General features: G+C 67.0%; 23 protein-coding genes. 19 read left to right on the top strand and 4 right to left on the bottom strand.

Going from position 1 to position 18,557, the window contains the following annotated elements; translation table 11 throughout:
* Nucleotides 1-69 precede the first annotated feature (69 nt).
* Together FMM79_RS16640 and FMM79_RS16635 are read right to left on the bottom strand one after the other, a co-directional pair.
* Nucleotides 70-624 carry an NADPH-dependent FMN reductase gene (locus FMM79_RS16640; protein ID WP_148628563.1) on the bottom strand — a complete coding sequence of 185 codons (555 nt, stop codon included), beginning with the start codon at nt 622-624 and terminating at the stop codon, nt 70-72.
* Nucleotides 625-737: 113 nt separating this feature from the next.
* Nucleotides 738-1,376: a YqaA family protein gene (locus tag FMM79_RS16635; RefSeq protein WP_148628562.1), complete on the bottom strand. Its 639-nt coding sequence runs from the start codon at nt 1,374-1,376 to the stop codon at nt 738-740.
* A gap of 192 nt (nt 1,377-1,568) precedes the next feature.
* On the opposite strand from FMM79_RS16635, the gene FMM79_RS16630 reads away from it, so the two are divergent.
* From FMM79_RS16630 to FMM79_RS16540, 19 genes are all read left to right on the top strand, one after another.
* On the top strand, nt 1,569-2,081 hold the full coding sequence (locus FMM79_RS16630; protein WP_148628561.1) for a hypothetical protein: 513 nt from the start codon (nt 1,569-1,571) through the stop codon (nt 2,079-2,081).
* Nucleotides 2,071-3,393: a DNA-packaging protein gene (locus tag FMM79_RS16625; protein ID WP_148628560.1), complete on the top strand. Its 1,323-nt coding sequence runs from the start codon at nt 2,071-2,073 to the stop codon at nt 3,391-3,393. Before FMM79_RS16630 ends, FMM79_RS16625 begins: the two co-directional genes overlap by 11 nt.
* Before the next feature lie 86 nt (nt 3,394-3,479).
* Nucleotides 3,480-4,676, top strand: coding sequence for a phage portal protein (locus tag FMM79_RS16620; protein ID WP_148628559.1), 1,197 nt, complete (start codon nt 3,480-3,482; stop codon nt 4,674-4,676).
* On the top strand, nt 4,673-4,981 hold the full coding sequence (locus FMM79_RS16615) for a DUF6127 family protein (RefSeq protein WP_148628558.1): 309 nt from the start codon (nt 4,673-4,675) through the stop codon (nt 4,979-4,981). Before FMM79_RS16620 ends, FMM79_RS16615 begins: the two co-directional genes overlap by 4 nt.
* Nucleotides 4,978-5,415 (top strand): HK97 family phage prohead protease, encoded by a 438-nt coding sequence (locus FMM79_RS16610; protein WP_240339268.1) that lies wholly within the window; start codon nt 4,978-4,980, stop codon nt 5,413-5,415. Before FMM79_RS16615 ends, FMM79_RS16610 begins: the two co-directional genes overlap by 4 nt.
* An 85-nt stretch (nt 5,416-5,500) precedes the next feature.
* Nucleotides 5,501-6,643, top strand: a complete 1,143-nt coding sequence (locus FMM79_RS16605; RefSeq protein WP_148628557.1) for a phage major capsid protein — start codon at nt 5,501-5,503, stop codon at nt 6,641-6,643.
* Nucleotides 6,644-6,835: 192 nt separating this feature from the next.
* On the top strand, nt 6,836-7,381 hold the full coding sequence (locus tag FMM79_RS16600; RefSeq protein WP_148628556.1) for a hypothetical protein: 546 nt from the start codon (nt 6,836-6,838) through the stop codon (nt 7,379-7,381).
* Nucleotides 7,378-7,560: a hypothetical protein gene (locus FMM79_RS16595; protein ID WP_148628555.1), complete on the top strand. Its 183-nt coding sequence runs from the start codon at nt 7,378-7,380 to the stop codon at nt 7,558-7,560. The genes FMM79_RS16600 and FMM79_RS16595 overlap by 4 nt, the downstream gene beginning before the upstream one ends.
* 3 nt (nt 7,561-7,563) lie before the next feature.
* Nucleotides 7,564-7,956 carry a DUF3168 domain-containing protein gene (locus tag FMM79_RS16590; RefSeq protein WP_148628554.1) on the top strand — a complete coding sequence of 131 codons (393 nt, stop codon included), beginning with the start codon at nt 7,564-7,566 and terminating at the stop codon, nt 7,954-7,956.
* Nucleotides 7,957-7,980: 24 nt separating this feature from the next.
* Nucleotides 7,981-8,388: a phage major tail protein, TP901-1 family gene (locus FMM79_RS16585; protein ID WP_148628553.1), complete on the top strand. Its 408-nt coding sequence runs from the start codon at nt 7,981-7,983 to the stop codon at nt 8,386-8,388.
* On the top strand, nt 8,385-8,699 hold the full coding sequence (locus FMM79_RS16580; protein WP_148628552.1) for a gene transfer agent family protein: 315 nt from the start codon (nt 8,385-8,387) through the stop codon (nt 8,697-8,699). The genes FMM79_RS16585 and FMM79_RS16580 overlap by 4 nt, the downstream gene beginning before the upstream one ends.
* Nucleotides 8,696-8,902 (top strand): phage tail assembly chaperone, encoded by a 207-nt coding sequence (locus FMM79_RS16575; protein ID WP_240339267.1) that lies wholly within the window; start codon nt 8,696-8,698, stop codon nt 8,900-8,902. Before FMM79_RS16580 ends, FMM79_RS16575 begins: the two co-directional genes overlap by 4 nt.
* Nucleotides 8,892-9,455: a tail tape measure protein gene (locus FMM79_RS16570; protein ID WP_148628551.1), complete on the top strand. Its 564-nt coding sequence runs from the start codon at nt 8,892-8,894 to the stop codon at nt 9,453-9,455. Before FMM79_RS16575 ends, FMM79_RS16570 begins: the two co-directional genes overlap by 11 nt.
* A gap of 41 nt (nt 9,456-9,496) precedes the next feature.
* Nucleotides 9,497-11,845: a DUF2460 domain-containing protein gene (locus FMM79_RS16565; RefSeq protein WP_148628550.1), complete on the top strand. Its 2,349-nt coding sequence runs from the start codon at nt 9,497-9,499 to the stop codon at nt 11,843-11,845.
* Nucleotides 11,845-12,663, top strand: a complete 819-nt coding sequence (locus FMM79_RS16560) for a DUF2163 domain-containing protein (protein ID WP_371710950.1) — start codon at nt 11,845-11,847, stop codon at nt 12,661-12,663. Before FMM79_RS16565 ends, FMM79_RS16560 begins: the two co-directional genes overlap by 1 nt.
* Entirely contained in the window at nt 12,660-13,100 is a 441-nt protein-coding gene (locus FMM79_RS16555) for a hypothetical protein (RefSeq protein ID WP_240339266.1), read from the top strand. Before FMM79_RS16560 ends, FMM79_RS16555 begins: the two co-directional genes overlap by 4 nt.
* Before the next feature lie 25 nt (nt 13,101-13,125).
* A complete protein-coding gene (locus FMM79_RS16550; RefSeq protein ID WP_148628548.1) occupies nt 13,126-15,324 on the top strand; it encodes a phage tail protein in 2,199 nt (732 codons plus the stop codon).
* A 45-nt stretch (nt 15,325-15,369) separates the two neighbouring features.
* Entirely contained in the window at nt 15,370-15,828 is a 459-nt protein-coding gene (locus FMM79_RS16545; protein ID WP_148628547.1) for a DUF2793 domain-containing protein, read from the top strand.
* Between the two features lie 191 nt (nt 15,829-16,019).
* The gene (locus tag FMM79_RS16540; protein WP_148628546.1) at nt 16,020-17,021 is read left to right on the top strand and encodes an OmpA family protein; all 1,002 of its coding nucleotides are present in this window, start codon (nt 16,020-16,022) and stop codon (nt 17,019-17,021) included.
* Between the two features lie 360 nt (nt 17,022-17,381).
* On the opposite strand, the gene queC is transcribed toward FMM79_RS16540, so the two are convergent.
* Nucleotides 17,382-18,077 (bottom strand): 7-cyano-7-deazaguanine synthase QueC, encoded by a 696-nt coding sequence (gene queC / locus FMM79_RS16535; protein ID WP_148628545.1) that lies wholly within the window; start codon nt 18,075-18,077, stop codon nt 17,382-17,384.
* Between the two features lie 59 nt (nt 18,078-18,136).
* Complete coding sequence (locus FMM79_RS16530; protein ID WP_240339265.1) at nt 18,137-18,550, bottom strand: hypothetical protein; 414 nt, start codon at nt 18,548-18,550, stop codon at nt 18,137-18,139.
* Nucleotides 18,551-18,557 lie beyond the last annotated feature (7 nt).

The following is an 18,557-nucleotide window of genomic DNA, read 5'->3' as shown; positions in this document are numbered from 1 at the left end:
CGCAAAAAAGGGCGGCCGGGGTTTCAAACCCGGCCGCCCTTTTTTCATGTCCTTGAGGGCCGAAGGCGATCAGGCCTTGGCGTGAAGCGCCACGAGGTCGACGAACCTTGCCATGAAATCGCCCAGGAAGTCGGCCGATCCCTCGCCGATCGTGCCTTCCTCGGTAACGAGGCCATCCTTCCACTGCAGGAAGACCTCGGGCTGGGTCAGCGTAGGCATGCCCAGGCACGCAATCACGTTGCTCAGGTGCTGCTGCGCCATCGCGGTCCCGATTGCGCTGGGCGAGACCCCGAAAACCGCCGCGGGCTTGCCCAGCCAGCTGCTCTTGCCCCAAGGGCGCGAGGCGTGGTCGATCGCGTTCTTGAGAACGCCGGGCATCGAGCGGTTGTACTCGGGCGTCGCGAAGATCACGCCGTCGGAATCCTCGATCAAAGTCTTAAGCGCCTTCACCGCAGGGGCCTGCGCCTCGTCATCTTCTTCGGTGTAGAGCGGCAGGCCGGAGATGTCGGCGAAGGTGAAGGTGTGCTCCTTGGCCACGTCCAGACGGGTCAGCGCCTCGGCAACCTTGCGGTTGGTGGACGCGGCGCGGATGCTCCCCACGACGACGGCGATCTTGAACGGCATCGGTCAATTCCTCCTGCTGCGCGCAGGGCCTCGCTCACACGCGGGGCCGGTCTGCGAAATTCACAGGAGAAGCGCGGGAAGGCCCGCAAGGTTCCTTCGACCCGGCGCCCCGATCAGGCCGGAGCGGCGAGCTCGCTTGGCGCACAGGTCTCCTGCGTTTCCTTCGCACTGCCGCCCACTAGCGAAAGCACGGCGAAGCCGCCAACCAGCAGAACCCCGAAGAGCGCCGTCACCTTGCCCAGGTGCTTGTCAATAATCGCCTTGATCGGAGCCCCGAACAGGCGGAAGAGTACGCCCACCGTCATGAAGATCACACCGCGCCCGACCAGCGCGGAAATCACGAAGGTCAGGAAGTTCATCTCCATGAACCCGGCCATGATCGTCAGCAGCTTGAACGGCAGCGGCGTCATCGCCCCCAGCAGCACGGCCAGTTCGCCGTGCGCCTGGAAGTAGCAGCGCACCTTGGGGAAGCTTTCGGCAAGGCCCAGCGCGGCCAGCATCGGCTCACCGACCAGGTCATAGACGAAATAGCCGATCAGGTAGCCGAACAGACCGCCCAGCACCGAGGCCAGCGTGGTGATCGCGGCAAAGCGCACCGCTTTCTTCGGCTCGGCCAGGCACATAAGCCCCAGCAGCGGGTGCGGCGGGATCGGAAAGAAGCTCGATTCTACGAAGGAGACCCCTGCCAGCCAGCGCTCGGCATGGCGGTGCGACGCCTTGGCCATGGTCCAGTCGTAAAGGCGTCGCAGCATCAGGAACCCCGGTTAATCACTAAGGCTCGTGTGCTTAATGACCTTCCTGGAGCGCGGCAAGAGATAACCTGTCTGGTTAGTACTCTTGACATTTTATATTGATATTGGTACACAAGGGGAACAACGCCGGATGAGACCAGCGAATCGCTTCTCCCGGCCTTCCCCTTCCATCGATGCCCACACGGAGAGCCCATGGCGGACACGACCTCGTCCGCAGGTGGCGCGCGCCCGGAACGGACGCGTGCCCCTGCCAAGAAGCCTGCGGCCCCGCGCAACTGGCGCAGGCGCTTCCTGGCCGAACTGGCGGCCACCTCGAACGTCAGCGCCTCGGCCAAAGCGGCAGGGGTTGCCTCCTCCACCGCCTACGAGGCGCGCCGCGATGATCCGGAATTCTACTGCCAGTGGCAGGAAGCCCTGTGCGAGGGCTACGACCACCTGGAAATGACCCTCCTGCAGCGCCTGCGCGAAGGGGAGATCAAGCCGCCAACGGGCGCGAAGCGTGGCACCCGCGTTTTCGACAACGCCACCGCCTTTCGCCTGTTGACCGCGCACCGCGAATCCGCCGCCCGCCAGCGTGCCATCGTCGAGAACCGCAACAGCGAAGCCATTCTCGATTCCATCAACGCCAAGATCGAGAAGATGCGCGCCCGCAGTTTTGACGCGGCCCCCTCCATCCCCAAGGCAGGAACGTCCGATGCACAGTGAGCATCTCCAGATCCTCCTGGCCATGGCGCCCGAGCACCGCCACCAGGTCCTGCGCGCCTTGACCGAGGCCGAGCGCGAGGAACTGGAAACCCATTGGAAGCTCTGGGCGCGGCCCGAACAGCTGGCCCCTGACGGCGACTGGCGGACCTGGCTGATCATGGCCGGGCGCGGCTTTGGCAAGACCCGCGCCGGGGCCGAATGGGTGCGCAGCGTTGCCGAGGTCGATCCGAACGCCCGCATTGCCCTTGTCGGCGCGAGCCTGCCCGAAGTGCGCGCGGTCATGGTCGAGGGCGAGAGCGGCCTCCTTGCCATCTGCCCCGCGCGCCGCCGCCCTGTCTTTGAACCCTCGCTGCGCCGCCTCGTCTGGCCCAATGGCGCACAGGCCCTTCTGTTCTCCGCCGCTGAGCCCGAATCCCTGCGCGGTCCCCAGCACAGCCACGCCTGGTGCGACGAAATCGCCAAGTGGGACAATGCCTCCGAGCGCGCGGTGCGCGCCTACGACAACCTCGTCCTGGGCCTGCGCCTGGGTGAACGCCCCCAGCTTGCCGCCACTACCACGCCGCGCGCGGTGCCCCTCGTCACCCGGTTGCTTGCGGAACCGGACGAAACGCTCGCCATTACCCGTGGCCGCACCGAAGACAACGCGGCCAACCTGCCGCCCACCTTTCTCTCCCACGTGCGCCGCGCCTACGGGCAAAGTCAGCTGGGTCGCCAGGAGCTCGACGGCGAACTTCTCGCCGACATCGATGGCGCACTGTGGAGCCGCGCGCACCTCGAAGCCTGCCGCGGAGCCTCACCTACCGACCTCATACGCGTTGTCGTGGGGGTCGACCCTCCCGCGTCGGCAGGCGGCGATGCCTGCGGAATCGTGGTCGCGGGTCTCGATTCGACGGGCCGTGCCCATGTCCTCGCCGATGCCTCGGTGCGCAAGGCCAGCCCCGAGCGCTGGGCCCGTGCGGCCGCTACCGCCGCCTCGGCCTGGCAGGCCGAACGCGTCATTGCCGAAGCCAACCAGGGCGGCGCGATGGTCGCCAGCGTCCTGCGCGCCGCAGACTTCGCCCTCCCCTTGCGCCTCGTCCATGCCAGCCGGGGCAAGGTTGCCCGCGCCGAACCTGTTGCCGCGCTCTACGAAGCGGGCCGGGTACGTCACGCGGGAACCTTCCCCGATCTCGAGGACGAGATGTGCGGGCTTCTGGCCGGAGGTACCTACCAGGGTCCCGGCCGCTCGCCCGACCGCGCCGATGCGCTGGTCTGGGCACTCACCGAATTGCTTCTGGGCAAGAGCGTGCAGCCGCGCGTGCGCCTCGCCTGATACGGAGGGAGCCCTCTCCATCAGGCCTTCCGCCCCCTCCCCCTCCCATCTCTTTGCTTGTCCCGCTTGCGGGAGAAAGGCCGGTCATGTCCTTCCTCGATACGCTTGCCGCCGCCTTCAAGGGTGAAACCGCGCGCGTGCCGCTGGCGCGCGGCGCCGCCTCGCCCTGGTACTTCGCCGAGGGAGGCTCGGGCCGCGCGCCCTATGAGTACACCGGCTCCGTCCAGCGCGCCTACCTCGAGAACCCGGTCGCCCAGCGCGCCGTGCGCCTAGTGGCCGAAGGCATCGCGGGCGCGCCGCTCAAGCCAGCCGACCCCGCCCTCGCCCGGCTGGTGAACGCGACCAGCGCGGGCCAGTCGCTGCTCGAAACGCTCGCCGCGCAGCTGCTTCTTCACGGCAATGCCTACGTACAGATCCTGAAGGATGCGCGTGGCTACCCTGTCGAGCTCTTCGCCCTGCGCCCCGAGCGCATCACCGTCCTTGCCGGTAGCGACGGCTGGCCAACGGCCTACAGCTACGAGGTCGCGGGCAAGCGCATTACGATCCCCGCTCTGGATGAGGACGCCTCGCCCAACCTCGTCCATATCCGCCACTTCCATCCCGGCGACGACCATTACGGCGCGGGCTGCCTGTGTGCCGCCGATCAGGCCGTCGCCACCCACAACGCAGCCTCGGAATGGAACCGCCAGCTGCTCGAGAACGCGGCCCGCCCCTCGGGCGCGCTGGTCTACGACACGGGCGAGGGCACGCCCCTCAGCCCCGACCAGTTCGAACGCCTCAAGAGCGAGCTTTCCAGCGCCTTTTCGGGCGTGGGTAACGCTGGACGCCCCATGCTGCTCGAAGGCGGGCTTACCTGGCAGGCCATGGCGATGAGCCCGGCGGACATGGACTTCGCAACACTGAAAGCTGCCGCCGCGCGCGACGTAGCGCTCGCCTTCGGGGTTCCCCCAATGCTGCTGGGCCTGCCCGGCGATGCGACCTATGCCAACTACCGCGAGGCCAACCGCGCGCTCTGGCGCCTGACCCTCCTGCCGCTAGCCGCCAAGCTGCTGGCCGGCCTGAGCGAAGCCCTCAGCCCCTGGTTTCCCGAAGCCGATCTCGCCATCGACCTCGACCGAGTGCCTGCGCTGGCCGAGGACCGCGAGCGGCTCTGGGCGCAGGTCTCCGACGCCGATTTCCTCGACGTGGACGAGAAGCGCGCCCTGCTCGGCCTATCGCCCCGTTCGTCCTCGCGCGCCACTTTGCCCACCGCCACGACTGGCCATCCGGAGAACAAATCATGAATCAGAAGGATATGCTGGTCGGCCTGATCGCGCAGGCCGCTGCCGAAGGTTCGGACCTGGTGACGCTGCGCGCGATCGTCGAAGAGGCGAGCGAAGTGGGCGCACAGCGCATGCTGGCCCTCATCGGCCTCGATGACGACACTGCACCCGAGGACCTCTGCGAACTGCGCGAATTGCTGCGGGCCTGGCGCGATGCCAAGACCAGCGCGCGCAACGCCGCGGTCGGCTGGGCGGTGCGCGGGTTCCTCGCCCTGCTCTTGCTCGGCCTTGCAGTCCGGCTCGGCGCAACAGAGATGCTGCGGTGATCGCGCCTGCCCCGTTTACCCACGCGCCCGCGCGCAGCTCCACCTTGCGCTTTGCAGGCTACGCAGCCCTCTTCGACACACCCGATGCCGGCCGCGACACGATCCGACGCGGCGCCTTCGCCCGCACCCTGGCCGCGCGCGAGGACCCGTTGCCGCTCCTGTGGCAACACCGCGCGGACCTGCGCATCGGTTGGATCGAGGCCGTTTCCGAGGATGCCCGGGGCCTTCGCGTGATTGCCGCGCTCGACCGGCCCGAGGCCGCCCCTGGCCTTGCCCTGAAGCGCGGGAACGTGACCGGCCTCTCCTTCGGCTACCGGGCCCGCACCAGCCGAACCGGGCCTGCAGGCCGCGAGTTACTCGCCGTCGACCTCTTCGAGGTGAGCCTCGTCACCCACCCCATGCAGCACGGCGCGCGCGTCCACCTCGTCTCCTGAGGTCCGCGCGCCCCGCTCCCCTTCCTTCCCCGTTTCCCTGCCGCCCGTCGCGGGCGGCTCCACTCCCCGCGAAAGGTGATACCCCATGGAAAATTCCGTCCCGGCCGAATCGCTCGATTCGTCCTTTGACCTCGTCACCCGCATGGATGCGACCGAACAGAGCGTCGAGGCTCTGCGCGGCGATGTTGACGAGGTGAAGGCGCGCCTCGATCGCGTCAGCCGTGCCGCGGCCCGCCCTGTCATCGCCGGCTCCGCCGAAGGCGCGCCGAGCCTGGAACTCAAGGGCTTCGTCGATGGCTACCTGCGCGCCGGGCGCGAGACCGAGTGGAAGTCGATCTCCGGCGCCGTCCCCGCCGACGGCGGCTATGCCGTCCCGCGCGAGATCGATGCACTCATCGCCGCGCGCCTCAAGGCGGTCAGCCCGATCCGTTCGATCGCGCAGGTCGTCCAGACCGGCTCGGCGGGCTACCGCAAGCTGATCTCGACCGGCGGCACCGCATCGGGCTGGGTCAGCGAGACCGCCGCGCGCCCCGAAACAGACTCGCCCAGCTTCGCCGAGATCGCCCCGCCGACGGGTGAACTCTATGCCAACCCGGCCGCCAGTCAGGCCATGCTCGACGATGCCGGCTTCGACTTGCCCACCTGGCTCGCCGACGAGATCGCGACCGAGTTCGCGCGCGCCGAAGGGGCTGCCTTCGTATCGGGTTCGGGCACCAACCAGCCCCGCGGCTTCATCACCGGCACGACCAGCACGGCGGGCGATGCCACGCGCCAGTTCGGCACGCTCCAGCATGTTGTCTCGGGCAACGCCAGCACGCTTGGCGCAAACCCGGAGCTCAAGCTGATCGATCTCGTCCACGCGCTCAAGGCCGGGCATCGCCAGGGCGCAAGCTGGGTGATGAACGCGCAGACCCTGGCCCTGGTGCGCAAGCTCAAGACCAGCGACGGCGCCTTCCTGTGGCAGCCCGGCCTTGTCGATGGCCAGCCCGACCGCCTGCTCGGCTACCCAGTCGTCGAGGCCTCGGACATGCCCGACGTGGCCGCGAACGCCACCCCGATCGCCTTTGGCAACTTCCGCGCGGGCTACCTCATCGCCGAGCGCAGCGCGACCGCGATCCTGCGCGATCCGTTCACAAACAAGCCTTTCGTCCACTTCTACGCGACCAAGCGCGTGGGCGGCCAGGTGCTCGATTCCGACGCGATCAAGCTGCTCAAGATCGCGGCCTGATCCACCTCGGCGCAAGATGCGCACAGAAGGACGGCTTCTTCCCTCGTCCGGAAGCCTTCCTTCCGCGCCTGGCGGGCCTTCCCCTCCCCGCTCGCCCTTGCGCCCGGCCCGCGCCGCCTGCCTTCCCCTCGGACGGCGCGGGCCCTTCTTTTCTTTGATCTCTCCCGCCCACGACAACGATCGGAGATGCCGATGAACCGGGTCATCCTTACGCCGGCCGCGCTGCCGTCATCGGCGCTTGCCGAGCTCAAGCAGTGGCTCGGCATCACGACCGGGTACGATGACGATGCGCTGGCCAGCCTGCTCGGCGCCGCGCTCGAGACCTGCGAAGCCTTTACCGGCCTGCTCCCACTCGAAAGCACCTGCGAGGAAGTCCTCCCCTCCTCGCGCGACTGGACCAGCCTTGCCACCCGCCCGGTGCAGGCCATCACCGCGCTCGAGATCCTCGGCGCAGACGGCTCCCGCACCCCTGTCCCGGCCAGCGACTATGCGCTCGACCTCGAGGCGGACGGGACGGGCCGCGTGCACCTTCTGTCTTTTGCCGCAGGCCGCCTCGCCGTCCGCTTCACCGCAGGGCTCGCGGCCGACTGGGACGCCCTGCCCGACACCTTGCGCCACGGCATCGTACGCCTCGCCGCCCACCAGCATCGCGAGCGCGAGGGCGGCGGCGCCTCGCCCCTGCCGCCGGCCTCGGTCGCGGCGCTGTGGCGGCCCTGGCGCCGGATGCGCCTAGCATGAGCGCACGGCGCCTTGAAGGCGACAGCGCAAACAGCTTCGAGCCGCTCGCCCGCGACCTGACGCGAAAGGCCCGGCGTCTTGCCGAGACCACGCTCGCCGCACGCCGTTTGGCGTCCAGCGACGGCGATGCCCCCTGGCGCCGCGCGGACCTCGTCTGGCCGCTTTTCGGGAAAGGATGACAGATGGAAGAAATGCTCCTTCGCGCCGCCCTTCTTACCTGGCTCCAAGGCGACCCGGCCCTTTCCGGCTCCCTCAACGCCATCTGCGAGGAAGCCCCCTCGCGCGCCAGCCTGCCCTGGCTGGCGATCGCCACCAGCGCCAGCACCGATTGGAGCAGCAAGACCCACCGCGGCCGCGAGGTGCGCGTGGCGCTTGAACTACAGGGCCGTGGCGATGTCCCCGCCAGCATGGCCGCGCTCGTCGCCAACATCGAGGCGCGCATCGAAAACCTACCCGCCGCGCACGAAGGCATCGAGATCGTCACGTCCCGTTTTCTGCGCGCCCGCTCCGAGCAGCGTCCCGGCAACCGCCGCGCGGTGCTTCTCGAATACGCCTTCCGGCTCATCGCCAGCTGATCCCTTCCCCACAGGAGACCCGACATGACCGCCCAGAAAGGCAGTGCGTTCCTGCTCAAGATTTCCGACGGCGCCAATCCGCCGACCTATCAGACCGTCGCGGGCCTGCGCACCACGCAGATGTCGGTAACCGGCGAGACAGTGGTCACTACCCACAAGGGCAGCGGGGGCTGGCGTGAGCTGCTCTCGGGCGCAGGGACCCGCACGGTCTCGGTCAGCGCGGCGGGCATCTTCCTGGGCAGCGCGGCCGAAGCGCGCATCCGGGTCAACGCGATGGAAGGCACACTTGACGACTACGAACTGAGCTTCGAGGACGGCGAGAAGCTGCGTGGCCGCTTCCTCGTCCAGCGCCTGGACTATGCGGGCGATTTCAACGGTGAGCGCAACTACACGCTCCAGCTGGAAAGCTCGGGCGCGATCGCGGCCGCATGAGCGCGCCTGCCAACCCCTTGCGCGGCGAAGCCACGCTGGAGATCGCAGGTCAGGCGCATGTCTTGCGCCCCTCGTTCGCCGCGCTGGTTGCCGCCGAAGAGGAACTGGGGCCGCTCTATGCCCTGGTCGAACGGGCGGGCGAGGGCCAACTGCGGCTGGGCGAAGTGGCGACGCTGTTCTGGCACTGCCTCCAGCCGGCCACGGCCTTCCCGCGCGAAGCCGTGGGCGAGGCTGTCGCCCGGCTGGGTCTGGCCCGCTGTGCCGTCCCGTTACGCACCCTGCTCGGCCAGATCCTCAAGGGCACGGTGTGAGCGAGACCCCGGTGCGGTTCGGGGCCGGTGCCACCCGCCTGTGCGCCCTTTCCGCCCGCCTGCTGGGCTGGCGACCACATGAGTTCTGGAATGCCACCCCCGAGGAATTGGCGACGATCCTCCAGCCCGCGACCGATGCCCCTTCCCAAGGGCTCGACCGCGCCACCCTCAACGCCATGATGGAGCGAGACAATGAGCGATGACATGGACGAACTCCTGATCGAGGTACGCGCGAGCACCCAGGCCTTTGCCCGCGACATCGCGGTCCTGCGCGGCGAGATCGACACCGGCCTTGGCGATGGCTTTGCCCGCGCAGGCGATCGCTTCGAGCGCAGTCTGACCGGGGCGATCCGCCGCGGTAGCCTGGGCTTCGAGGATCTCAAGAGTGCCGCCTTCTCCGCCTTTGACGCCATTGCCGCGCAAGGCATGACCACGCTGATCGGCGCGGTTAGTGGCGGCAGCGGCGCGGGCGGCGCCCTGGCCGGTCTGGTCCCGGGGCTGCTCGGGCTGCCTGGCCGGGCGACCGGCGGGAACGTGGCGCCTGGCCAGGGCTATCTCGTGGGCGAACGGGGGCCGGAAGTTTTCGTGCCCACTTCGGCGGGCCGCATCGAGACCGCAGAAAACCGCCAGCCGCCGCGCGACGTACGCGTGGCCATCTCGCTTGCGGGGGAGCGCGGCGCGAGCACCCCGCGCGCCTTGCAGCGCTCCTCGCGCCAGATTGCAAGCTCTGTACGCCGTGCGCTCACCGCCTCCTGACGTTTCGGTCATCCACTCTATCGCCGACGAGGAACCCGCCCATGGCCTTCTGGCTTGCCGACAGTCGCAAAGGACAGGACAGTGACTGGATCCAGCGCTTCGATCCACGCTTCTGGACCGTCAACTACCCCCGCCCCATGGTCGCGACAATCCTCTCGACTGGCCCCGATTCCCTGCGCGTCGAGGCCAGTTTCCTGCGCGAGATCGACCTTGGCGGTCTCATCTGGGCAAGCGAGGACACGCTCGACCACCCGCTCCTCGCTTACCGCACCGACCGTGACTACTCCCACACGCACCTCAGCTTCCGCTGGCGTTCGGGCGGCGTGCTGGCGCTCGATGCGGTCAATGGCCCGACGCTGACCATCGAGGGGCGCGACTCGCAAGGGACGGCGCGCACCTGGTACGTGCGTCTCTGGAACTATGCGCAGGGCAGCCCAGAGGATGCGGTGATTACGCTGCCCTTCTCGCAGCTTGAAGGTGGCTTCTCTCTTCCGGCGGACTCCGATCCGGTGTGGCCGGGTGATATCGACCGGATGTTCATCTCCTTCGCGCCGCCGGGCTACGTTGCCGGCAGCGAAACCCCGCTCCCCGCCGAGGCGGAAGGCTGGATCGAAGTGAGCGCGATCAGCTGCGATGGCGAGCGCGCCATGCTGGAGATCGGCGACGTTTTCCTGCCCCCGCACGGCCTTGCCATCGCGACCGGCTATGATGACGACGGCGTCCAGACCCCGGCCCGGCTCGTGCGCACCATACGCCAGCTCGGCTATCGCGGCACGGTCCTGCACTACGTGGGCATGAGCCATTTCTTCCGCCTGGCCCAGGCCTCGGGCGACTTTCTGGTCTCGACGTCCGGCGATCCGCTCAACACCCCCACCCGCACCTGGCATGCGGCCTTCTTCGCCGCGTGCGCCGCGCAAGGATTTCGCCCGATCGCGTCCCTTTCCTACGAACTTTTCGCCCAGCACTGCCCGGATGACTGGATGCAGCGCGACCATCTGGGCAATCCGGCGCTCACCGGCTGGGAGCCACCGTCCTCGTTGCTCTCCCCCGCCCACGCCCAGGCAATGACCTGGCTGCAATTGGTCGGCGGTTCCTTTGCCCAGCTGATGGCGGACGCGGGGTGCGAGGTCCGCTTTCAGGTCGGCGAGCCCTGGTGGTGGACGACCGCAGAGGGAAGCATCTGCCTCTACGATGCGGCATCGTCCGCAGCTCTGGGCGGCGATCCCGTGACCATCCCGGACATGCGCGAGCCCCTCACTCCCGCACAGACCGACCTGCTCGATGCCGCCGGAGCCCTGCTCGCGCAATCCACCGCCGCGCTGGTGAGCGCAGTTCGCGCCGCCGTCGCGCCCGATCCCGTCGAAGCGCTGGCGCTCGTCTTCACCCCCACGATCCTCGCCCCTTCGATGCCCGAACTCTACCGCGCCAATTTGCCCGTTGGCTGGGCGGCCCCGGCCTTCGACCGTCTCCAGGTCGAGGACTACGACTGGCTCACTGAGGGGCGCGATGCCGCGCGCCGCCGCGCCTACGAGACGGTGAACACACGCCTGGGCTATCCCCCGACAGAGCAGGACTACCTCGCGGGCTTCGTCCTTGATCCTGACGACGCCGACCTGTGGCGGCGGATCGATGACGGCATCGACGAAGCCCAGGCCCGCAGTCCCCACGAGATCATTGTCTGGGCGCTGCCCCAGATCATGCGCGATGGCTACGTGCGCCTTCCCGCGCCCCCTCCCCCCCCGACCGGAGACGAGGCAATGCAGGCCTTCGACGATATCCTCTATCCTCTCGCGCTCGGCCGCGATGCCACCGTGACCCCCGAATTCTCGACCAGCGTCTCGGTGACCGCTTCGGGCTTCGAGCGCCGCAACAGCCTCTGGGCCAATGCCCGCCTGCGCTTCGACGTGGGGCCAGGCGTGCGCTCGGAAGCCGAACTGGGCACGCTCATCGCCTTCTTCCGTGCTCGCCGTGGTCCCGCGCGTGGCTTTCGCCTGCGCGATCCCAGCGACTTCAGCTCGGCCAGCATGGTCGACACCCCCACCGAGCTCGACCAGGAACTGGGAGAGGGAGATGGCCTGCGCGCCGATTTCGCGCTTCTCAAGTGCTATGGCGAAGGCGAGGCCCTGCAAGTGCGCCGGATTACCCGGCCCGATGCCGCAAGCGTGCTCGTCTCGCTCGATGGCGTGGTCCAGAAGGGCAACTGGACCCTTTTGCCTGGCGGCGTGATCACCTTCGACGAAGCGCCTCCAGCAGGAAGCGTGGTACGCGCCGGCTTCCTCTTCGATGTGCCCGTGCGTTTTGCCGATGACCAGCTCGAAATTTCCGGCTCCTCGTTCGCCGCCGGCGAGGCTCCCAGCGTGCCCATCGTCGAAATCCGGGAGGCCATGTGATGCGCACCTGGTTTTCCGAGGAGCTTGAAACCGTAGCCCTTTTTTGGCGCATCCTGCGCCGCGACGGCGTCACTCTGGGTTTCACCACCCACGATGCGGACTTGTGGTTCGATGGGGTCCTCCACCGCGCCTCGCCCGGAATGCTGCCCTCCTCGATCCGCCGTTCAGCCGGGTTCGAACCGGACAGCGCCGACGTGCGCGGGGCCATCACCCATGGTTCGATCACCCAGGAGGATCTTGAGCAGGGTCGCTTCGACGGCGCAGGGGTACGTATTGGCCTTGTCGACTGGGAAACCTTCGAGCACCACCTGCTCTACACCGGAAGCCTTGGCACCATCCTCGAAAGCGACGGCGGCTTCGAGGCTCAGCTTTCCTCGCGCAAGAGCGAACTCGCGCGCGACACCCTGCCGCGCACCAGCCCTTCGTGCCGCGCGGAATTTGCAGGACCTGGCTGCAACCTCAGCGCGCGTCGCTTCGAAACCGAGACGCACATCCTCGATGCCAACGAAGAGGAAAATAGCGTCACGCCTGCGAGCCTCACCGATCCTGTCCTGTTTACGGGCGGCACCCTGCGCTGGCTCGATGGCGCACGCACGGGCCAGATCGTCACCATTCTCGGCGTGACCGCTGAGGGCGCGCTGGTGCTCGACCAAGCGATGGAGCCGGCTCCCTTGCCAGGCACACCCGTGCGCCTGCGCGAGGGCTGCGACCACACGCTGAACACCTGCTCCACCCGCTTTGCCAACGCCATCAATTTCAGGGGCGAGCCGCACCTGCCCGGCAACGACCTGCTTCAGCGTTACCCTTCCGCCCTGTGACCCGCGCCACGCACCTCGCTTCTACTCCTGCCGCCCTGATCGAAGCCGCGCGCGCTCTCGTAGGCACGCCCTTCCGACTATGCGGGCGTAATCCGGCGACGGGACTGGACTGCGCAGGCCTCATCGGCGCCGCATTGGCGAGACTGGACCGGCCACTCGCACTACCGGCGCGCTATACGCTGCGCTCCGAGCAGCCCCCCGATGCCGGGAGCATTCTCGCTGCCGCCGGACTGCACCCAGCTCTTGGCAAGCCAGCGCCCGGAGACATCGCGATGGTCCGCACCTGTACATGCCAATACCATTTCCTCATCCACAGCGCGCCCGACAGCAACATCGCGATCCATGCCCATGCGGGCCTCCGCCGCATCGTCGAGGGTCCGCTGCCTGCCTCCTGGCGGCAGCTTGGTGCCTGGCGCCTTCCCTCTCTCTCCTCCTGATCCACTCCTGCGGGATGCTTTCCTCATGGCCACACTTGTCTTCAGCGCGGCGGGCACGGCCCTTGCCGGTCCCGTTGGCGGAGCCATCGGTTCGCTTGTCGGACGCCAGATCGACGGCGCGCTCTTTGCCTCGTCCCGCCAGGGACCCCGCCTGAGCGAACTCGATGCGACGCGCTCGACCTATGGCGAGGTCCTCCCCCGCCACTACGGCGCGATGCGCGTCGCGGGCAGCATGATCTGGGCCACCGAACTCACCGAACACAGCGAGACAGTGGGCACCGGCAAGGGTTCCCCTGCCCTTTCCACCTACTCGTATAGTGCAAGCTTCGCCGTTGCGCTTGCCAGCCGTCCGATTGAGGGCATTGGGCGTATCTGGGCTGACGGCAAACTGCTGCGCGGCGCGCAGGGGGACCTCAAGGCCGGCGGCACCGTGCGCGTTCACACAGGACGCGGGGACCAGCCCCTCGACCCCCTGCTTGCCAGCGCCGAGGGTACACAAAGCTGCCCCGCCTATCGTGGCCTTGCCTACGTCGTTTTCGAGGATCTGCAGCTCGCCGACTTCTACAACCGTATTCCTGGCCTGACCTTCGAAGTCTTCGCGGGCGATACGGTCCACCTGCAGGATATCCTCGACGACGCGCTCGAGGCCTGCGAGACCAGCGCCCAGCTGCCGGAACTGACAGGCTTCAGCTGTTCAGGTCCGGTGGTGGAAAGCCTTCAGGCGCTCGACGCGGTCTTCCCCCTCGACACCGACGCCTCGGGCGAGACCCTGATCTTGCGCCAGGAAAGCGCTACGGGCGCAATGAAGACACTCGGCGCTGCCGCCGTGCCCGAGGACCAGGACGGGTTCGGCGCGCGGAGCGGCTTTGCCAGGAGCCGCCGCGAAGCCGCACCAAGCCCGCTTGCACTCCTTCGCTACTACGACCAGGATCGGGACTACCTGCCCGGAGTGCAGCGCGTTGCCGGGCGTCCCGCCCCAGGCGCGCCAGTCGGCATCGACCTGCCCGCGAGCCTCGATGCAGTCAGTGCCGCCCGCCTGATCCACCGTGCGCACCGGCGTGCGGAGCGCGCACGCGATACGATTGCCTGGCGCACGACCGAACTCGATCCCGCCATTGCGCCGGGCGTCGAAGTGCGCCTACCGGAACATTCCGGCACATGGCGCGTGCGCGCCTGGGAGTGGTGCGAGGCGGGCGTCGAGCTGGAGTTGGAGCGCCGCCTGCCCACAGCAGCACTGGATACCACTCCTCTGACCGGGACCTCGGGTCGCTATGCCCCTCCCGTGGACCTGCCCCCGGGCGAAACCCAATTGGTGGCGTTCGAACTTCCCTTGGACAGCGCCAGCGCGCACAGCGCCGCACCGCGGCCCCACGTAGCGGCCTCCTCCTCCAGCGCAGGCTGGCCGGGCGCCGCGCTCTATGCCGATCCCGGCAGCGGAGCGCTGGAACCGCTCGGCTCGACCGGACGGACGCGGGCCCTGATGGGGGTTACCACCAATGCTCTCGCCCCAGCCAGTTTGCTTCTGCTCGACCGGACGTCCTGGCTCGATGTCACCCTTCCTGATCCCGCAATGGTTTTGAGTGGAGCGAACACGGCCGAACTCGCCCAAGGCGTCAATCTCGCGCTTGTTGGCGAAGAACTTGTCCAGTTCGCCGAGGCGAACCTGATAGGCCCTGGCTCATGGCGGCTCTCCGGCTTCCTGCGCGGCCTCGCTGGCAGCGAGGCTGGCCTGGCGGGCCATGCCACGGGCGAGCCCTTTGCCCTTCTCGACACCGCCATCCGCCCCCTCGACGCAGCTCTTCTGGGCAGCGCAGCGGAGCGCGAGGTCGTCGCACTGGGGCGCGGCGATGCCGCACCGGTACGCACCAAGGTGCACCTTGATGGCATCACACAGCGTCCGCTCGCCCCGGTCCATCCGCGCCGCACGCGCCTTCCCGATGGAACCGTCCGCTTTACCTGGACACGCCGCGCGCGCGGCGCATGGCGCTGGGCCGACACACTCGACGTTCCGCTGGTGGAGGAGACCGAGATCTACCTCCTGACTCTGGGGAACCCCGAACAGCCACTGGCCTCCTGGCAGGTCCAGGAGCCCCGGATCGAGATTTCACCGGCGATGGCCGCCACTCTCGGCGAAGCTGCCAACACAGCGCAGTTGCACGTGCGCCAGGCAGGCTCCCACGCCCTCTCCCCGGCCCTCCTCCTGGGCACTCTCGAGCCGGCCTGACGCATTGCCCTGCCCACGACCGAAACCGTTCCAAGGAGTGCAAGCATGACAGACTCGGTTACCTTTAATGCCGCCAGCCCCCGCTACACCTTGCCGCTGCTTTTTCAGGGGCAGGCGCAGAAGGAATTTTTTATCAACGAGGCCCTTTTTCGTCTCGACGCCTTGCTGCACACCACGGTCGAGGGTGTAGCTGCAACACCCCCTGCCACTGCCGAAGATGGGCAAGCCTGGCTGATCGGCGCAGGCGCCACAGGCGAATGGGCGGGCCACGACGAATCCTTGGCCTGCAGGCAGGGGGGGCAATGGCTCTTCGTGCCGCCCCGGGATGGTCTGCGTATTTACGACATAGCCGCTGCACAGGAACGATTTTTCCAGGCAGGCTGGAAAAAAACGCAAAGTGTTCAGGAACCAAACGGAGGGGCGGTGGTTGACATCGAAGCAAGGGCCGCGGTCACGCAATTGGTCTCGGCCCTGCAGATCCTGGGCATTCTCCCAGGGGCTTGATGGGCAACCAAGGACGAGGGCAAAGGGGCAATGCAAAATTACCGCTGCGGTAGCGATGCGCGGCCAACGACCCTTTCCGGCGTGACATTCTTGCAACAGTGGTCCGCAATGTGCGCTTGCGCGCAGATTGTTGAAGGGTTAGAGACTCTTCGCACTCGGTGGCTCCAAATCTCTATCAGTAGGGGAAACGTATGAGGAAACTCGTCATTGGACTGGCGCTGGCTTCGACAGCTATCGCCACTCCCGCGCTCGCGCGCGATGGCGCATGGTATGTCGAGCTCGATTTCGGCGCCATGATCGTCGAAGATGCTGACGCTGACATCAATGGTGTCGACAACGTTGGCCAGTTCGACTTCAACACCGGCTTTGATGGCGGTGGCGTGGTTGGCTACGACTTCGGGGCATTCCGTCTCGAAACCGAAGCCAGCTACCGCGAAGCTAGCGTCGACAACTATGTCGATTACGCTGGTCCGGCTGCATACCTCGGCGACGCCAATGCGCTGTCGTTCATGGTCAACGGCCTTCTCGACTTCGGTCCCGACGACGGCCTCCAGGGCTTTGTCGGCGGTGGCGCCGGTGTCGCACGCGTCAGCTACGATCTCGTTGACGACAGCGACACGGGCTTCGCATGGCAGGTTCTCGCGGGTGTTCGCGCTCCGCTTTCGAACCATGTCGATGTCGGCCTGAAGTATCGCTTCTTCAACGCTGACAACATCGATCTGGTGACCACGGCAGGCGACAGCCTGGAAACCCGCTGGCGTTCGCACTCGCTGATGGGCACCATCAGCTACAACTTCGGTGAGGAAGCGGCTCCGCCGCCGCCGCCGCCGCCGCAGGTTGTCTGCAACAAGGGCCCGTACATCGTGTTCTTCGATTGGGACAGCTCGGACATCACGCCTGAGGCCGCCACGGTCCTCGACAGCGCGATCACGGCTTACGGCAACTGCGACAACGTTCCGATCATGCTCGCTGGCTACACCGACTCGTCGGGCGCCAAGACCTACAACATGGGTCTTTCCGAGCGTCGTAACGACTCGGTTCAGGCTTACCTGACCTCGCACGGCATCCCGGGTACGGCGATCTCGAGCGAAGGCTTCGGCGAAGAGAACCAGCGCGTTCCCACCGCCGACGGCGTCCGCGAACTGCAGAACCGCCGCGTCGAAATCACTTACGGTCCGGGTTCGGGCATGTAAGCTGACCGGCAACGGTACAAAGATCAGGGGGCCGGAGAAATCCGGCCCCTTTTTCTTTGGGCAAGGCGCATCTTCCTTCCACGTTCACAGGGGCTGTTGCGAGGAGCCCGGATCGTGATCGCCACCGATCACACAGGGCGACCAACGCGGCTTCAAGCCATGGAGAGAACTCGGCGCGCCCCGCAGCCCTCAAGGATCAGCCGACGCACCCTTCTCAGCCAGGTCGCCAGACGGAACGGCTACCAGCTGGCTTGAGGAGCCCGAGGGCGACGCCCCTCCGATCTATCTATCGTATTCTTGATTGTTCAATTGTGGTCTGCGTGCATGGCCTAACCTCTGGAAACCAGAGTTCCTCGCCGATCAGGCCGCGTAATCGGTCCCATCCATCAGGCCCGCCTGCTCGAAGCCGCCCTTGCGCAAGCGGCAGCTGTCGCACTCCCCACACGCACGCCCATCGGACTGCGGATCGTAGCAGGACCAACTCATCGCCGGGTCCAGGCCGAGCCGAATACATTCACGCGCGATGTCTGCCTTGCCCAGAAACTGGAGCGGCGCGCGAATACGGAACGGCTGCCCTTCCGCCCCGGCCTTTGTCGCCAGGTCGGCGATATTCTCGAATGCGGAAATGAACTCTGGCCGACAATCCGGATAGCCTGAATAGTCGAGTGCATTCACACCAATGAAAATATCACTGGCCCCGATCGCCTCCGCCCAGGCCAGTGTCAGCGACAGAAACACCAGATTGCGCGCCGGGACATAAGTCACCGGAATATCCTCGCCAACACCTTCCTTGGGTACTGCGATGTCGTCCGTGAGTGCAGAGCCTCCGAAGCGGCGTAAATCGAGAGGCAGAATTACATGACGCGCAGCACCGAGGTGCCGCGCAATGGCGCTCGCCGCATCGATCTCGCACTGGTGCCGCTGATTGTAGTCGATCGTGAGCGCGTTGACGCGGTAGCCCTGCTCCCGCGCGAGCGCCGCCGAAACCATTGAATCGAGCCCGCCCGAAAGGAGCACAACGGCATCCTTGACCGAATCCTGTCCTGTAGTCGTCATGCCTCTTGCGCTAGGCTTGAATGTCCCGGCGTGCAAGAACATCACCGATGGCGCTCAGTTCAGCGCGGGCACGTCCCCAGACGCCGACCTTCGGCGGCAAAGGCGAAGGGCAAACCGTTTCGGATCCCTTGGCTGTCGATCTGAATAAGGCCGTCGGTCTCACGCCGGATCGTTGTCCGTCCATAGCCATTTCCGGGACAGGTATACTGGACCGTCACCTCGCTGGGTCGGTCCAGTACGACGACCTGCTCACAATCCAGATCGCTGTGGCGCAGTTGCACCAGATCGCGACCGGAACCAATGCAAATCCGCTCCTCACCGCCGCCAGAGCCACGCATACGCAGCATCCAGTTGCCAGGATCGAGGCGGTCCAGCATCGCCAGAGTTTCACCCTCGCCGAGCGCTGGCCCGGCCATCAGGCCAAACCCGCACAGCCCTGCGAATAGGAACGTCCTGGCAAACTTCTTCATCATCCTCGCT

The organism is Novosphingobium sp. BW1 (assembly GCF_008107685.1).
GTDB lineage: Bacteria > Pseudomonadota > Alphaproteobacteria > Sphingomonadales > Sphingomonadaceae > Novosphingobium.
Note: the sequence above shows the minus strand (reverse complement) of the source record. Positions and strands in the feature narration are given on the sequence as shown.

Bases quoted from the DNA above. Each gene is read 5' to 3' on its own strand.
- FMM79_RS16620 (WP_148628559.1), top strand. From the start codon at position 3,480: ATGTCCTTCCTCGATACGCTTGCCGCCGCCTTCAAGGGTGAAACCGCG.
- FMM79_RS16605 (WP_148628557.1), top strand. From the start codon at position 5,501: ATGGAAAATTCCGTCCCGGCCGAATCGCTCGATTCGTCCTTTGACCTC.
- FMM79_RS16580 (WP_148628552.1), top strand. From the start codon at position 8,385: ATGAGCGCGCCTGCCAACCCCTTGCGCGGCGAAGCCACGCTGGAGATC.
- FMM79_RS16560 (WP_371710950.1), top strand. From the start codon at position 11,845: ATGCGCACCTGGTTTTCCGAGGAGCTTGAAACCGTAGCCCTTTTTTGG.
- FMM79_RS16630 (WP_148628561.1), top strand. From the start codon at position 1,569: ATGGCGGACACGACCTCGTCCGCAGGTGGCGCGCGCCCGGAACGGACG.
- queC (WP_148628545.1), bottom strand. From the start codon at position 18,077: ATGACGACTACAGGACAGGATTCGGTCAAGGATGCCGTTGTGCTCCTT.
- FMM79_RS16585 (WP_148628553.1), top strand. From the start codon at position 7,981: ATGACCGCCCAGAAAGGCAGTGCGTTCCTGCTCAAGATTTCCGACGGC.
- FMM79_RS16540 (WP_148628546.1), top strand. From the start codon at position 16,020: ATGAGGAAACTCGTCATTGGACTGGCGCTGGCTTCGACAGCTATCGCC.
- FMM79_RS16640 (WP_148628563.1), bottom strand. From the start codon at position 624: ATGCCGTTCAAGATCGCCGTCGTCGTGGGGAGCATCCGCGCCGCGTCC.
- FMM79_RS16550 (WP_148628548.1), top strand. From the start codon at position 13,126: ATGGCCACACTTGTCTTCAGCGCGGCGGGCACGGCCCTTGCCGGTCCC.
- FMM79_RS16635 (WP_148628562.1), bottom strand. From the start codon at position 1,376: ATGCTGCGACGCCTTTACGACTGGACCATGGCCAAGGCGTCGCACCGC.
- FMM79_RS16590 (WP_148628554.1), top strand. From the start codon at position 7,564: ATGGAAGAAATGCTCCTTCGCGCCGCCCTTCTTACCTGGCTCCAAGGC.
- FMM79_RS16565 (WP_148628550.1), top strand. From the start codon at position 9,497: ATGGCCTTCTGGCTTGCCGACAGTCGCAAAGGACAGGACAGTGACTGG.
- FMM79_RS16600 (WP_148628556.1), top strand. From the start codon at position 6,836: ATGAACCGGGTCATCCTTACGCCGGCCGCGCTGCCGTCATCGGCGCTT.
- FMM79_RS16530 (WP_240339265.1), bottom strand. From the start codon at position 18,550: ATGATGAAGAAGTTTGCCAGGACGTTCCTATTCGCAGGGCTGTGCGGG.
- FMM79_RS16570 (WP_148628551.1), top strand. From the start codon at position 8,892: ATGAGCGATGACATGGACGAACTCCTGATCGAGGTACGCGCGAGCACC.
- FMM79_RS16595 (WP_148628555.1), top strand. From the start codon at position 7,378: ATGAGCGCACGGCGCCTTGAAGGCGACAGCGCAAACAGCTTCGAGCCG.
- FMM79_RS16615 (WP_148628558.1), top strand. From the start codon at position 4,673: ATGAATCAGAAGGATATGCTGGTCGGCCTGATCGCGCAGGCCGCTGCC.
- FMM79_RS16545 (WP_148628547.1), top strand. From the start codon at position 15,370: ATGACAGACTCGGTTACCTTTAATGCCGCCAGCCCCCGCTACACCTTG.
- FMM79_RS16625 (WP_148628560.1), top strand. From the start codon at position 2,071: ATGCACAGTGAGCATCTCCAGATCCTCCTGGCCATGGCGCCCGAGCAC.